We start from the raw sequence: 13,362 nt of genomic DNA on the forward strand, positions 1-13,362 counted from the left end.
CAAAAGATGGTTATATTTAACGAAAAGGAAAAATTAACTCCCGCAATCGTCGAGTTAAAAAACCAAAACAAAACCATTGGCTTTATCCCTACAATGGGCGCTTTGCATGAAGGACACATGTCTTTAGTAAAAGCTTCTAAAGCTCAAAATGACTACACAATTGTCAGCATTTTTGTCAATCCAACACAATTTAATAATCCAGAAGATTTAGCAAAATATCCTCGAACTGAGGAAAATGATAAAGAATTGTTAATGAAATATGGTTGCGATTTTGTTTATATGCCGACTGTTCAAGATTTATATGCTCCAAATGAAGGCGCAAAACATTATGATTTTGGCACAATAGATAAAGTAATGGAAGGCGCTTCTCGTCCAGGACATTTTGATGGTGTTGCTACGGTTGTGAGTAAACTATTCAAAGCTGCACTTCCTACAAAAGCATATTTTGGAGAAAAAGATTTTCAGCAAATCCGAATCATTCATGAAATGGTTAAACAAGAAAATTTAGATGTAGAAATTGTTCCAATGCCAACTTATCGTGCCGATTCTGGATTAGCTTTTAGCTCGAGAAACGCTCGATTGTCAGCACAACAAACTCTTGATGCACCACAAATTTATTCTATTTTATCAGAAGCTGTTCAATTAAAAAATGACGGAAAAGAAGTCGCTGAAGTGAAAACTTTTGTTGAAAATGAATTCAGAAATTCACCTTTCGAATTAGAGTATTTTGAAATTACTGATGAAGAAACATTATTGCCAATTTCGCATTTTTCTGATGCAAAAAATAGTCGTGGATTTGTCGTAGCTTATGCTGGTGATGTACGTTTAATCGATAATATCCAGTTTTAATAATTTAATAAAATATAACAAATCCTTTAAACCAATTTAAAAATATTGGAACAGGTTTTGAAAATTAGAAGTTCAGTGTAACTTTGCAAAATTATGATGGTAGAAGTTTTTCACTCTAAGATACATAGAGTTAAGGTAACAGACGCAAAATTAAACTATATCGGAAGTATTACAATCGATGAAGATTTGATTGATGCTGCAAATATGGTTGTTGGTCAGAAAGTACAAATCGTCGTTCAAGAAAATGGAGAACGATTTGAAACTTATATTATTAAAGGTAAACGCGGAAGTGGTGAAATTTGTTTAAATGGACCAGCTGCACGCAAAGTACAAGTAGGTGATACAATAATTATTATAACGTACGCAATGATGGAGTTTGAAGAAGCCAAAACGTACGAACCTACAATTGTTTTCCCAAACGAGGATAATCGTTTAGATTAAGAAATAATTTCAATATGAAGAGTAAGATCAAACAATCGCTCTTCTTAATCATTGCTTCATTGTTGGCTCTATTTTTTGTAGTGATAACAGTGAAGCAAATAGATTTTGAACGAGTTGCAAAAATTTTAAAACAAACCAATTATTTTTGGATTTTTGCTTCTATGGCAATTAGTATTCTAACTTATTGGATACGCGCCGCTCGTTGGAATCTTCTTCTAAAGCCAATGGGATACAATACTAAAACTTCGTCTGGATTTTGGGCTATTGCATTTGCTTATTTCATGAACTTAACCATTCCTCGAAGTGGAGAAGTTGCTCGTGCAACAAGTTTCTATAAAATGGAAAAAGTTCCTTTCGAAAAATCGTTTGGAACAGTTGTGTTAGAACGCGTTATTGATCTTTTATTTTTAGGATTTTTTTTCGGTTTAACACTTATTTTTAATTATGAAACTTTTATTCATTTTGTTGAATTAGGAAGCAAAGAAAAAACGTATGAACCAACAACAGAACCTTCTTTCCTAAAGTATTACATTGCAATCGGAATTATAGTTTTAGGAATTGGATTAATCGCTATTTTCTGGCAAAAGATTACTCAACTAAAGTTTTTCGAAAAAATTAAATCTTTTCTACTTGGACTTTGGGAAGGAATAAAATCAATTTCGAAATTAGAAAAAAGAGGTTTGTTTATCTTTTATTCTTTTGCACTTTGGACTTGCTATTTTCTAATGACTTATCTTGTTTTCTTTGCTTTTCCAGATACTAAGAATTTCGGAATTCCAGAAGGTTTATTTCTTTTGATTGCTGGCTCTTTGGGAATGATTTTACCTGTTTCTGGCGGTTTGGCTTATCCATATATTATGTCGATTGCATTTTCTGCCGTTTATTTGGCAAAAGGTGGAGATCAACAAGAAGGGCGAGCAATTGGCGATTATTTTGGTTTAATTCTTTATATTGCTCAAGTATTATCTATGATTAGTTTTGGATTGATTGCAATTTATAAAATCGCAAGAATTCGACGAGATTCTACTCAATAATCACATTCCTCCGAAACGTTTATTCCAAAGCTTTATCATTTTTCCGATTTCCCAAGGATTTATTTGATAGTATATTTTCAAAATTAAAAGAAGAATAATATCAATTAGTGGTAAAATAAATATTTCCATACTTTGTGATTTTGATTAAACATAACTTATTTCTTTATCATTTCCAAATATTTAGGTGCTTGCTCTTCTAAAATCTGAGTTATTTTATCATAATTATTTCCTTTTTGAAGTTTCTCCAAATCAAAATTCACATAACAATACTTGACATAATCGCTGACTTTATTTTCTGGAATATTTAAGCTTTCAATGAAATAATTCTTCGTAAAATAATTCTCTAAATCTTTTATTTTATCCTCTTTTTTGAAATATTCCTCTACTTTTTTATCTTTCTTCTTTTGTCCCGAAATCGTTGCAATCCAATTTAAAGGATCTAATAATCCATTATTATTCAAAATTGAAGTTGCATACGGATCTATCTTACGAAAACGTAAATTTGGATCAATTCCTAAATTCAAACTCTTATACATTTCGTCAACTTTATCATATTTCAGTTTTATATTATTCTTAAAATTCTTGTCCAACGTATTTATTCGTGCTTCTGCGAGTTCAATCGTTTCTATATTCAAGTGAATAGTCAACATTCCTTTTGTTAAAATATCTTGTGTAATTTTTATTTTTCGTTCAATATAAAAATCGTGCGTAAACTTCAATTCATCTCCTACAGAAGCTTTAATCGAGAACATTCCGTTCACATTTGTTACAACTTTCGCATTCGTAGATTCGTTTGTCACCAAAATATTATCCACAACATTTTGTCCTGCAATACCATCATCAATCACCACTTTTCCAGTAATTAAAGTTGTTTGAGCAAATGTGAAAATGTTAATTAAACTAAAAAATATAATGTATTTTATCTTATTCATTTTTCTTCATTTTTGATAAATAAATTGGCGCTTGTTCTTCAATTATAAAAAGAATTTCATCGAAATTATTCTCTTTTAATAACTTCGGGAAATCAAAGTTTGAATAACAATAATCCAAAAATTCATTGATTTTTCCTTCTGGAATTTTTAAGTCATTTACAAAATAATACGTTGTAAAAAACTTGTGCAATGTAGACAATTGATCTTCTTTCTTAACCTCTAATTGAACAGGCTTTTTTAATCGTTTTTTTGGACTTTTGAACAAATTAAACAATCCAAGCAAATTAACTCCTCCAACCTGTTTTATTGTTCTATTAACGATCTCTTCTTCATGTTTTAAATTTAATTCTGCTTTAAATTCTAGGGAAGTAATTCCATTTTCATCATTGAATTTCTCTTGGAAGGATTTCTCTTTTCCTATATTTTTATATGCGTCCTTATTCAACTTCTGAATATTGGTTTCAGCCAAATCAATAATTTCAACATTTACATGAATCGTTACAAAACCTTTTGTAATCATCGTTTCAGAAACTTTCAACTTTCTTTCAGAAAGCCCAACTTGTTTAATTAACAATTCATCATTCAGGTTAACATTTATAGAGAATAAACCTTCATTATTCGTTTTGGTTTTTGCTTTCGTATTTAAATTTTCAATCGAAATTCCTTCTAAATCAATAATTTCTTTCGTATCATCGACAATTATTTTCCCTGAAATCATAGCCGATTGAGCTTGTATATAACTTGATGAGATAATTAATAAAAAGAATAAAATTTTACTCATGTACGATTCGTTTTTGGTTGATAATAGAAAGATAAATTGGCGATTGCTCTTCGAAAATCAAAATCATTTTATCATGATTATTTGTTTTTAAAAGTGATTCAAAATCAAATTCTACAAAACAATAATGAATAAAATCAAGGATATTTCCTTTTGAAATTTTTAAGTCGTTTTCAAAATAATATTCAGTAAAATAATCTTTAAGTTGAATGATTTTATCGTATTTATCAAGATTTTTCTTTTTAAGAAAATATTTATAAGTCTGTACTTCTTTATCCGAATACTGTTCTATCAAGCCAACCACATTTTCATAACGAATTGGAACTTTTAATTTTCGAAGATATTGAGAAGCAAAATAGGCTTTTACAACATTATTTTTAAATTCATTATTAATTCCTAAGCTTTTATTTATTTTTTCGCTTTGCGTTTCGTCTTTGCTAATATTTTCTTTCCAATTCTTTTTTAGCGGTTTTATTTTAGTTTCAGCTAATTCAATAACTTCAATATTCACATGAACTTCAATAAAACCTTTTCTAATCATTGTTTCTGTAACTTTTAGTTGACGTTCTTCAATTCCTATTTGTTTAAAAAACAGAATATCATTTGGTAAAACTCGAATCGAAAAAAGACCTTTTTCATTTGATTTTGTTCGTGCATTAGTTGTTAGATTTTCAATGACAAAATCATCGAGATGAACAATTTCATTCGTATCATCCACAATTATTCTTCCCGAAATTATTGTCGATTGTGCATGAACAGAAATACAAAAAATATAAAACAGACTAGCGAGTAAAGTTCTTTTCATAGGCTTTTTAAAATCTTGATTAAAAATAACTGAGAAAATGATTGAAAATCAATATTTAACTCAATTTTATCTAAAGTCGATAATTTGTTAAAAAAGTAAATTATCATTAACGTTTTTTAGTTGTTGTATTAAAATTTTTCACATTTAGAACTCCATATCTTGTCGCGATAAAAGATTATTTTTGTATAAATTTGAAACTATGGCTAAAACAAAAACTACATATTTCTGCCAAAACTGTGGCACGCAAACCGCTCAATGGATGGGACAATGCAAAAGTTGTGGCGAATGGAATACCATTGTTGAGGAAATCGTGGACAAAGGCGACGAAAAAAAATCGTGGAAAGATAAATCTGATAAAAAGGAAAAAACTTTCGCATTGAATATTCGTGAAATAAATCCTTTAGGAGAAATTAGAATTTCGACAAAAAATCAAGAATTAGACAGAGTTTTAGGAGGCGGAATTGTTCCTGGATCTGTGATTTTGGTTGGTGGAGAACCTGGTGTTGGAAAATCTACTTTGATGTTGCAAGTTGCTCTAAAATTAGATACAATTAAAATATTATATGTTTCGGGTGAAGAATCTGTTTCTCAAGTAAAACTTCGTGCTGAACGAATCGAAATTGAATCCGATCAATGTTTTATTTTACCTGAAACAAATACACAAAAAATATTTGCACACGCCAAAGAAATACAACCACAGTTGATTGTTGTTGATTCTGTACAAACGCTTCAAACAACTTATGTCGAATCGTCTCCGGGAAGTATTTCTCAGATTAGAGAAACAACTTTTGAGCTGATACAATATGCAAAAGAAACCAATACTCCGATTATTTTAATTGGTCATATTACAAAAGAAGGTGTTATTGCTGGGCCTAAAATTCTGGAACATATGGTTGATGTCGTTTTACAATTCGAAGGAGATCGTAATCATATTTATCGCATTTTACGTGCAAATAAAAATCGTTTTGGATCGACTGCTGAAATCGGGATTTATGAAATGCTTGGAGCTGGATTACGTGAAGTAACAAATCCGTCCGAAGTGTTGATTACCAAAAAAGATGAATTGCTTAGTGGAAATGCAATTGCAGCAACTTTGGAAGGTGTTCGTCCGATGTTAATTGAAATTCAAGCTTTAGTATCTACTGCGGTTTATGGAACTCCGCAACGTACTGCTACAGGTTTTGATGCAAAGCGATTGAATATGTTGTTGGCGGTTTTGGAAAAACGTGCTGGTTTCCGATTGAACATGAAAGATGTTTTCCTAAATATCACAGGTGGTATTCGTGTTGATGATCCTGCAATTGATTTGGCTGTTATAGCAGCTATTCTTTCCTCGAGCGAAGATTCGGCTGTACCAGACAATTGTTGTTTTGCTGGAGAAGTTGGTTTGAGTGGTGAAATAAGAGCTGTAAATCGTGTTGAACAACGCATTACCGAAGCAGAAAAATTAGGTTTTGATGCAATATTTATTTCAAAGTATAATAAAATAAAAGATACAGATTTCGGTATTCGAATTGTTAGAATTTCTAAAGTAGAAGATTTATATCGAATGTTATTTCAATAAAGGATTAAATATTTTGTAATCACTTTATTTTTACATATTTTTTTCTACTTTTATTCTATTAAAAACATTATTATGGATTATTCAAACCAATCAAATCTAGATTTTAATCAAACACAACAATCTTCTTTTGAAGATATTAAACCAAAACCAGAGAACAACCTTGTTTTAGCTATCATTGGAACTATTTTAGGGCTTTGTTCTCCTTGCTGTATAGGACTAATTGTCGGTATTGTTGCAATTGTATTTTCTAACCAAGTGAATACTAAATATGCAATTGGAGATTATGTCGGAGCTGAAAAAGCTTCAAAAAATTCTAAAATATTATTATGTTGCTTTAGGATTAGGCATTTTAGGCATAATTATAAATATTATTACATTCGCGACTGGTGGAATGGATGCTTACATGGAACAATATAAAAATATTATTGAAAGTTCTGGAAGATGAAGCATTGATGATTAAAATTATAAAATGAAACGGATTTTGGTTTATGGATTAGCAACGCTTTTACCTATTTTGGTACTTGTCTATTTTTATAGTTATTACAGCAATCAAAGTCCGTTTTCTATCAAATGTATATTTCATAATCTAACAGGATTATGGTGCCCTGGTTGTGGAGGACAACGTGCCTTTTCACTGCTTGTTCATGGACATTTTTTGCAATCGTTACGATACAATCTTATTTTACCTTTTGCACTTTATATTTGTGTACAATTGTATTATGCTATTGTTGGAAATATTTTTTTGAACAAACCAATGTCGGGAAAACTACATCTTCCTTCAAATTTTGCACGAAATTTTTTAATTTTCCTTTTGGTTTATTCTATTTTGAGAAATATTCCACTTTCACCTTTTATATATTTAGCACCAGAAAGTTAACTTTTTAAGATTAGATATTCTTTATTTAAGGCTCTCCAGTTTATGATATACAACTATACGCAAGTATTACGAAAGATTTGCGAGTTGACTAATTAAAAAAATCAGAGAATTATTTCTCTGATTTCTTATTTGTTGTTCGAGAATTTCTTCGCTCCTCGCCTTCTTTCAATTCTCCTCTTCGTATTCTATTTTTATCCGAATCTTTGTCATCACTTGGTAAAGTAACTGGTTGATTTGCCTCACCTAAAACCCAAGTTTCTGTAGCATCCCACATTGCTCTAATTTTGATTGGCTCTGGATACAAATAAATTGGTTCGGGTTGTTTTCCTAAGAAATAATCTCCTGTATCCCATTTTCCATTTTCGTTTTCATCTACTAATAAACGGAACAAATATTCTCCTGGCTCAATATAATTGAACTCGAAATAATTTTTATTTGCAGGATTATACAATTCTTCCAAAATCGTATAATCTTTATCTGTTTTTAGAAATTGTAAGAAAAATGGTTTATTTGGCGCATTTTGAAGCGTTAATTTCAAATGTCCAAAATCTCCGCGCGTTCCCATTTTTATAGGATAAGCAAGCGTGTCATTCTTCTCTCCTAATACATCTGTTAAAGCATTTGGATAAATATTAACTTCAAATTTTTCATCTAAATTTTTATCAAAAGCAAAATTCAAATTCTGTGCATTAACTGTATCAATCGAAACTTTGAACGGAATAGAAATTGTATCTTTAAAAACATAAATTTTAGATAAATCAATTGATTTTAATGGCACATTTGCCTGAATCTTAAATGCTTTATTTGGTGCTAATTTTTGATCATTTAATGCTTTAAATTCCAATTTTCGTTCTTCATTCGATTTTTGATATAACGCACTTATTTCATCAATTTGATCTTTATGTTGAACCTTGAAATTTAATTTTGCACTTCTTCCTACAATTGTATCCACTTTTGGATTGAACCAAAAATTAATCGAATCTTGTTTTGGAAATTTCTGAATATAAGCTGTTTTAAATTCTTTTCCAACTGGCGTTATCGTCACATCTTCCGTCGCTCCTGTTGTTTTAAAAACAATTAATCCTTCTTGTTTAAAACTCGCTTCTGGCTTACGATAAGCTGGTTTTTGATTGAATAAATTTAAATTAAATTCTTGATTAGATTTCAATTCAATTGGTTCATTATGAAAAGCTAAACGTTCTTTTCCAAAATCGTACATGACATTTTCTACTTTATCCTCAAAAGCAATTAATTTATATTTGCCCGAAGCTAAATAATTTAACGCATATTCTCCTTTATCATTGGCTCTTGCAATGTAATATGGTTTCTTTTGTATAATAATGCTGTCTTTGTATGTACTATCTACTTTATATAGCCCGACTAATATCTTTTCTGGTAATTTGAAATCGTAAGAAGAATTTACACGTCCTGTTATTTTCAACGAATCGATAAAACTACCTGTCGAAAAAACATATTGAAAGTTAGATAATTTATTATTTTCATTAAAATCTTGAATCGCATCTCCAAAGTTGAAACTATATGTCGTATTTGGTAACAATGGTTCTTGGAATTTTATCGAAATATTTTTCTTCGCTAAAGCTTGTGGCGTAACAATTGGTGGAACCTGAAATGAAGGCGAAGCAACTACATTTTTGCTATATTCTTTCAAAACAATATATTCATCAAAGTTGATTGTTGCCTCTTGCAAATTAACGTCTACATTCGTTGCCAACGTATCTGGATTAGCTTTTAGGAAAACAGGCGGCGTTTCATCTTTAGGTCCTCCAGTTGGCGAACCTTGTCTAGCACAAGAAATAACCGTTAAAATAGTTAACATTAAAAGCGAAAAACGTGTCGTCTTATTCATGGGTGCAAGTTAAGAAAAAGCTTGTTATTAAGCACAAGCAATGGTAATTACACTTATCTTAAAATTTTCAGAAAGATTAAACTTTTTAATAGCAGATGCAATTGTTGCTCCAGTTGTTAATACATCATCAATCAAAATATAATGTCCGGGCTTTAGATTAGGATTGATTTGGAAAGCATCTTTCAAATTCTCTAATCGATGATTTTTATCTTCATTTACTTGCGATATATTGTATTTTATTCGAATTAATCCTTCTGGAAAATAATTAATTTGATTAATTTCTGCTAACGTTCGTGCAAAATCTTCTATTTGATTGTATCCTCTTTTCTTTAATCGTTTTGCATGCAAAGGAATTGGAATAATTCCGTCATATTCACTCAAATCAAGCTTAACTAATTGTGCTAAATCAATTCCAATTTCTGGATGATTTCTATATTTTATTTCATGCAAAATGGCTTGTGTTATATTACGATGTTTAAATTCTAACAACGAAAAAGCATTTTCTAATTCACATAAATTTATCAATTTATCATATGCTCGATTATTTTGATCAAAATTAAAATGCGTAAAAACAAGTTTTGTAGAACACGAAACACAAAGAAATTGCGAAGATTGAATTACGTCTTGACAACCCAAACAACGCATCGGAAAAAATAAATCAATTAAAGAATTTACGATTATTTTGATTTCCATTACCTTTGCAAATTAAAGTTTAGTACTAAATTTAATGAAAATCATTCGACTTACAAAAGCTTTTACGTTCGAAACTGCACATGCTTTGCATGGTTATGACGGAAAGTGTAAAAATATACATGGACATTCGTACAAATTATTTGTAACTGTAAAAGGAACGCCATCTGATGATATCAACGATGTCAAACTTGGAATGGTTATGGATTTTGGCGATTTGAAAAAGATTGTGAACAAAGAGATTGTCAATCTTTTTGATCATGCTATTTTATTGAACGAAAATTCGCCTCACAAATCTTTAGGAGAAAAATTATTAGCAGAAGGACATAATGTTGTTTTTACTCAATATCAGCCATCTGCTGAAAATATGATTTTGTGGATTGTGGATAAAATAAAACCACTTTTACCAACTAATATCGATTTGGTAGCCTTGAAATTACATGAAACTGAAAACTCTTATGCAGAATGGTTAGCGGAGGACAACCAATAAACATTCAGTTAGAAGCTGGTAAAAAAGCCTATTTTTCTTCGGATCATCATTTTGGTGCACCGAATGAAAAAGATAGTTTGGTACGCGAAAAATTGTTTGTAAAATGGCTTGACGAAATAAAAGAAGATTGTGGAGTTTTATTTCTAATTGGCGATTTGTTCGATTTTTGGTTCGAATATAAACATGTTGTTCCGAAAGGTTTTGTGCGTGTTTTAGGAAAATTAGCCGAAATTTCTGATCGTGGAATTCCAATTTATTTTTTTGTTGGAAACCATGATTTATGGATGAAAGATTATTTGGAAGAACAAATCAATGCAATTGTTTTTCGAGATAAACAAGATTTTATCATCAACGGAAAAGAATTTTTTATTGTTCATGGCGATGGAAAAGGTCCTGGAGATAAAGGTTACAAACGCATGAAAAAGATATTTACAAACAAAGTTTGTCAATTTCTTTTCTATCTTCTTCATCCAGATTTGGCAATGTGGTTGGGCATTACAGCTTCACGAAAAAATAAAATGATTTCTGGCGATGAAGATGTTAATTTTCTAGGCGTTGACAACGAATGGCTTATCATGTATAGTCGCAAGCAACTACATCGAAAATATTACGATTATCTTGTCTATGGACATCGTCATTTACCAATGGAAATTGCAATAGGCAAATCGCGTCATATCAACCTTGGAGATTGGATTAACTATTTTACTTACGGTGTTTTTGATGGAAACGAGTTCGAATTAAAAACTTACTTCCGTAATCAAGGAGAAGAATCGAGGGATTCTATCATAAAAATTATAGATTAATAAGCAAATCATAAAAATCCAAAGAGAAGCTTCTTTTAGCCATTCTATTTTTGGTTTGCTTTCGCTAAAATATCTTGTCAACATTAGCATTATGCTAAAGCCTAAAAAAGCGAGATAAGCATCATTATTTCCACCATAAAGAATGTAAGTTACCAAGATTGCAACAAACATAAAATGCATCAACAAAAAGATTCGTTTCTTTTGTGGTGTCAGTTTATTTATGTTTTTAAAATGATTAACTATTGAAAAAATTAGAATGACTGCAATTGGGGCTAAAAATAATTGTTTCCATTCGAAATGTACAACTGTTAACATTAATTGTTCTTTGTAAAAATTGAACATAAAATAATAATCAAGCAAAAAACTTACTTGTGCAACGATTAAAATAGGAAGAATAAATCCTAAAAATGCAAGTATTGGTATTTTTGGTTCTACAACTCTTAAGGTTAAAAAGTAAGTAAATACAACAATTCCTAAAAAAATAAGCGGAGGGCTTAAGAGAATTGCAAAACTCATAAAAACGCCTACGTCAAAAGCGTTGTAAATATCATTTTTTTCGGATTCAAAATATAACAATTGTGCTGTAACGCTAGTTACAAGCAACAAACTTCCTGCAATTCGATAATCAGATAATCCCACAATAAAAGGCATTATCCATAGGATATATGTAAACGTTGAATAGGACGAAGATGATATTAAATCGTTCGTATTATCGATATAACCAACAAAAACGATCGTTAATATCGTTAGGATTACACCTAATTTTTCTAAATTACTCAGATCAATACTGTTAAAATTCGTGGCTCCAAGCAACGTAAACAGCACAATGATAAAAATCTGTATAAAAAAATTCCTTTTGTCAAGTAGATTAACCAACATTTTATTAACTTTGATGCAAATTAAGCAATAAACTAGAATATGGGAGTTATAACTGATTTATTTTTTGCGATTGGTGATATTTTCAAATGGACTTTTGAAAATTTATTATCTCCAGTTGGTGTTATCTTTGGATGGTTATTCACATTCATCGGATGTGCATTATTGGGATGGTGGTTAATGAAAATCGCTAGCTTTGGAAGCGAAAATGAAAAGAAATACGAAAGATAATTTATCTTTATTGTATAAAAATATATTTTCGAATTAATTCGAAAAACCTCTTATAAATTTATAAGAGGTTTTTTTTATTTAATTAATAATAAAACCTATATCTATACGTTTATTAAACTGATTATATACGTTAAACAATTTATACGAATACGAAACAAATAAATAAAAAATGAGCGAAAACTCAAGTAATATAGATAATTCAGAAATAGATTTGGATATATATGCAAAAAAAATAAATAATTCCATTAAAAAATCAATTAAAAGTTTTTTCTCTTTTTTATCATTTATAAAAAGAAATCTTGCATTTCTTATTCCTCTATTTATATTATTAGCTTATTTGGGATATTTTATTGATAAAAAAAATACTAAATATACAAGTGAACTTTATATTAAAGCAAACTTTGATAATGTAGAATATTTATATTCTAAAATTAAATCTTTGAATTCTAAAATTATAACCAAAGATTCGAACTATTTCAAACAAAATAAACTCCTTCTAAATAACATTTATAATATTAAAATAACCCCAATCGAAGATCCTTTTAATTTTATTTCTTCACGTAATGATAAATCATTTGATTTATTAAAACTATTTGCAGAAGAAAATAATATTGAAAAAGTTATCTCAGATAAAAATTTTTATAAAAATTATAATAATCATGTCATTAGTATAGAATCAGTCACTCCGATTGATTTTAGATTAACTTATAAACGAATTTTAGATAATTTGAATAATAATGATTATTATACAAATAATATGTCCATTCAACTCAAAAATATAAATGAAAAAATTATTTATAATAATGAGATGATCTCCCAAATAGATAAAATTATTTCTAAAAATAGTAGTGAAAATAATTCAAAATCTAAAGAATCTGTAGTTATGATTGGCGAAAACTCTGAATTATCTGCTCTTCTAGAAATGAAGAATCAATTGATTAAAGAAAACCAAGAGTATAACGTTGACTTGATTAATAAGACATCTATTTTTAAAGTCATTTCTGATGATATAGAAAATATAAGAGTTAAAGAGAATTTTTTCATATACTTATTACCTTTTTTAGGTGTATTTATCTATTTATTTATTGCATTTATATTTAAACTTAGAAGTAAATTTAATTGATA

The 13,362-nt window shown here is 29.4% G+C and carries 17 protein-coding genes; 10 read left to right on the top strand and 7 right to left on the bottom strand.

Annotated elements, in window-relative coordinates:
* The first annotated feature begins 6 nt into the window (after window positions 1–6).
* The 3 genes from panC to ACMHJW_RS10590 all read left to right on the top strand — a co-directional run bounded on the left by panC (window position 7) and on the right by ACMHJW_RS10590 (window position 2,324).
* A complete protein-coding gene (gene panC, locus ACMHJW_RS10580; RefSeq protein WP_413533380.1) occupies window positions 7–849 on the top strand; it encodes a pantoate--beta-alanine ligase in 843 nt (280 codons plus the stop codon).
* A 93-nt stretch (window positions 850–942) separates the two neighbouring features.
* A complete protein-coding gene (gene panD, locus ACMHJW_RS10585; RefSeq protein ID WP_413533381.1) occupies window positions 943–1,290 on the top strand; it encodes an aspartate 1-decarboxylase in 348 nt (115 codons plus the stop codon).
* A 14-nt stretch (window positions 1,291–1,304) separates the two neighbouring features.
* Window positions 1,305–2,324: a lysylphosphatidylglycerol synthase transmembrane domain-containing protein gene (locus tag ACMHJW_RS10590; RefSeq protein ID WP_413533382.1), complete on the top strand. Its 1,020-nt coding sequence runs from the start codon at window positions 1,305–1,307 to the stop codon at window positions 2,322–2,324.
* Here ACMHJW_RS10590 and ACMHJW_RS10595 read toward each other — a convergent pair whose 3' ends face one another.
* The 4 genes from ACMHJW_RS10595 to ACMHJW_RS10610 are packed head-to-tail and all read right to left on the bottom strand — an operon-like array spanning window position 2,325 to window position 4,839.
* Window positions 2,325–2,453: a hypothetical protein gene (locus ACMHJW_RS10595; protein ID WP_413533383.1), complete on the bottom strand. Its 129-nt coding sequence runs from the start codon at window positions 2,451–2,453 to the stop codon at window positions 2,325–2,327.
* A gap of 26 nt (window positions 2,454–2,479) precedes the next feature.
* Entirely contained in the window at window positions 2,480–3,256 is a 777-nt protein-coding gene (locus ACMHJW_RS10600; RefSeq protein ID WP_413533384.1) for a hypothetical protein, read from the bottom strand.
* Complete coding sequence (locus ACMHJW_RS10605; protein WP_413533385.1) at window positions 3,249–4,037, bottom strand: hypothetical protein; 789 nt, start codon at window positions 4,035–4,037, stop codon at window positions 3,249–3,251. Before ACMHJW_RS10605 ends, ACMHJW_RS10600 begins: the two co-directional genes overlap by 8 nt.
* Window positions 4,030–4,839, bottom strand: coding sequence for a hypothetical protein (locus ACMHJW_RS10610; RefSeq protein ID WP_413533386.1), 810 nt, complete (start codon window positions 4,837–4,839; stop codon window positions 4,030–4,032). The genes ACMHJW_RS10605 and ACMHJW_RS10610 overlap by 8 nt, the downstream gene beginning before the upstream one ends.
* Before the next feature lie 199 nt (window positions 4,840–5,038).
* On the opposite strand from ACMHJW_RS10610, the gene radA reads away from it, so the two are divergent.
* The 3 genes from radA (at window position 5,039) to ACMHJW_RS10625 (ending at window position 7,280) form a co-directional block, all read left to right on the top strand.
* The gene (gene radA, locus ACMHJW_RS10615) at window positions 5,039–6,403 is read left to right on the top strand and encodes a DNA repair protein RadA (RefSeq protein ID WP_413533387.1); all 1,365 of its coding nucleotides are present in this window, start codon (window positions 5,039–5,041) and stop codon (window positions 6,401–6,403) included.
* A gap of 72 nt (window positions 6,404–6,475) precedes the next feature.
* Window positions 6,476–6,820, top strand: coding sequence for a CD225/dispanin family protein (locus ACMHJW_RS10620; RefSeq protein WP_413533388.1), 345 nt, complete (start codon window positions 6,476–6,478; stop codon window positions 6,818–6,820).
* A gap of 52 nt (window positions 6,821–6,872) precedes the next feature.
* On the top strand, window positions 6,873–7,280 hold the full coding sequence (locus ACMHJW_RS10625; protein WP_413533389.1) for a DUF2752 domain-containing protein: 408 nt from the start codon (window positions 6,873–6,875) through the stop codon (window positions 7,278–7,280).
* A 109-nt stretch (window positions 7,281–7,389) separates the two neighbouring features.
* On the opposite strand, the gene ACMHJW_RS10630 is transcribed toward ACMHJW_RS10625, so the two are convergent.
* Together ACMHJW_RS10630 and ACMHJW_RS10635 are read right to left on the bottom strand one after the other, a co-directional pair.
* Window positions 7,390–9,147: an Ig-like domain-containing protein gene (locus ACMHJW_RS10630; protein ID WP_413533390.1), complete on the bottom strand. Its 1,758-nt coding sequence runs from the start codon at window positions 9,145–9,147 to the stop codon at window positions 7,390–7,392.
* A 27-nt stretch (window positions 9,148–9,174) separates the two neighbouring features.
* The gene (locus tag ACMHJW_RS10635) at window positions 9,175–9,840 is read right to left on the bottom strand and encodes a ComF family protein (protein WP_413533391.1); all 666 of its coding nucleotides are present in this window, start codon (window positions 9,838–9,840) and stop codon (window positions 9,175–9,177) included.
* Between the two features lie 40 nt (window positions 9,841–9,880).
* Here ACMHJW_RS10635 and queD point away from each other — a divergent pair, with 40 nt between their 5' ends.
* The gene (gene queD, locus ACMHJW_RS10640) at window positions 9,881–10,327 is read left to right on the top strand and encodes a 6-carboxytetrahydropterin synthase QueD (RefSeq protein WP_413533455.1); all 447 of its coding nucleotides are present in this window, start codon (window positions 9,881–9,883) and stop codon (window positions 10,325–10,327) included.
* The gene (locus ACMHJW_RS10645; RefSeq protein ID WP_413533392.1) at window positions 10,303–11,130 is read left to right on the top strand and encodes a UDP-2,3-diacylglucosamine diphosphatase; all 828 of its coding nucleotides are present in this window, start codon (window positions 10,303–10,305) and stop codon (window positions 11,128–11,130) included. Before queD ends, ACMHJW_RS10645 begins: the two co-directional genes overlap by 25 nt.
* On the opposite strand, the gene ACMHJW_RS10650 is transcribed toward ACMHJW_RS10645, so the two are convergent.
* Entirely contained in the window at window positions 11,065–12,009 is a 945-nt protein-coding gene (locus ACMHJW_RS10650) for a DUF6427 family protein (protein ID WP_413533393.1), read from the bottom strand. The two genes, ACMHJW_RS10645 and ACMHJW_RS10650, sit on opposite strands and share 66 nt — an antisense overlap.
* A gap of 39 nt (window positions 12,010–12,048) precedes the next feature.
* Between ACMHJW_RS10650 and ACMHJW_RS10655 the strand changes: the two genes are divergently transcribed.
* Window positions 12,049–12,237: a hypothetical protein gene (locus tag ACMHJW_RS10655; protein WP_413533394.1), complete on the top strand. Its 189-nt coding sequence runs from the start codon at window positions 12,049–12,051 to the stop codon at window positions 12,235–12,237.
* A 169-nt stretch (window positions 12,238–12,406) separates the two neighbouring features.
* Window positions 12,407–13,360 carry a hypothetical protein gene (locus ACMHJW_RS10660; protein WP_413533395.1) on the top strand — a complete coding sequence of 318 codons (954 nt, stop codon included), beginning with the start codon at window positions 12,407–12,409 and terminating at the stop codon, window positions 13,358–13,360.
* The last annotated feature ends 2 nt before the right edge of the window (window positions 13,361–13,362 follow it).

The organism is Empedobacter brevis (assembly GCF_965118635.1).
Lineage (GTDB): Bacteria > Bacteroidota > Bacteroidia > Flavobacteriales > Weeksellaceae > Empedobacter > Empedobacter brevis_A.

Coding starts and splice junctions, on each gene's coding strand:
- ACMHJW_RS10620 (WP_413533388.1), top strand. CDS start 6,476: ATGGATTATTCAAACCAATCAAATCTAGATTTTAATCAAACACAACAA.
- panC (WP_413533380.1), top strand. CDS start 7: ATGGTTATATTTAACGAAAAGGAAAAATTAACTCCCGCAATCGTCGAG.
- panD (WP_413533381.1), top strand. CDS start 943: ATGATGGTAGAAGTTTTTCACTCTAAGATACATAGAGTTAAGGTAACA.
- ACMHJW_RS10600 (WP_413533384.1), bottom strand. CDS start 3,256: ATGAATAAGATAAAATACATTATATTTTTTAGTTTAATTAACATTTTC.
- ACMHJW_RS10645 (WP_413533392.1), top strand. CDS start 10,303: ATGGTTAGCGGAGGACAACCAATAAACATTCAGTTAGAAGCTGGTAAA.
- ACMHJW_RS10630 (WP_413533390.1), bottom strand. CDS start 9,147: ATGAATAAGACGACACGTTTTTCGCTTTTAATGTTAACTATTTTAACG.
- radA (WP_413533387.1), top strand. CDS start 5,039: ATGGCTAAAACAAAAACTACATATTTCTGCCAAAACTGTGGCACGCAA.
- ACMHJW_RS10590 (WP_413533382.1), top strand. CDS start 1,305: ATGAAGAGTAAGATCAAACAATCGCTCTTCTTAATCATTGCTTCATTG.
- ACMHJW_RS10605 (WP_413533385.1), bottom strand. CDS start 4,037: ATGAGTAAAATTTTATTCTTTTTATTAATTATCTCATCAAGTTATATA.
- ACMHJW_RS10655 (WP_413533394.1), top strand. CDS start 12,049: ATGGGAGTTATAACTGATTTATTTTTTGCGATTGGTGATATTTTCAAA.
- ACMHJW_RS10660 (WP_413533395.1), top strand. CDS start 12,407: ATGAGCGAAAACTCAAGTAATATAGATAATTCAGAAATAGATTTGGAT.
- ACMHJW_RS10595 (WP_413533383.1), bottom strand. CDS start 2,453: ATGGAAATATTTATTTTACCACTAATTGATATTATTCTTCTTTTAATT.
- ACMHJW_RS10610 (WP_413533386.1), bottom strand. CDS start 4,839: ATGAAAAGAACTTTACTCGCTAGTCTGTTTTATATTTTTTGTATTTCT.
- ACMHJW_RS10650 (WP_413533393.1), bottom strand. CDS start 12,009: ATGTTGGTTAATCTACTTGACAAAAGGAATTTTTTTATACAGATTTTT.
- ACMHJW_RS10625 (WP_413533389.1), top strand. CDS start 6,873: ATGAAACGGATTTTGGTTTATGGATTAGCAACGCTTTTACCTATTTTG.
- ACMHJW_RS10635 (WP_413533391.1), bottom strand. CDS start 9,840: ATGGAAATCAAAATAATCGTAAATTCTTTAATTGATTTATTTTTTCCG.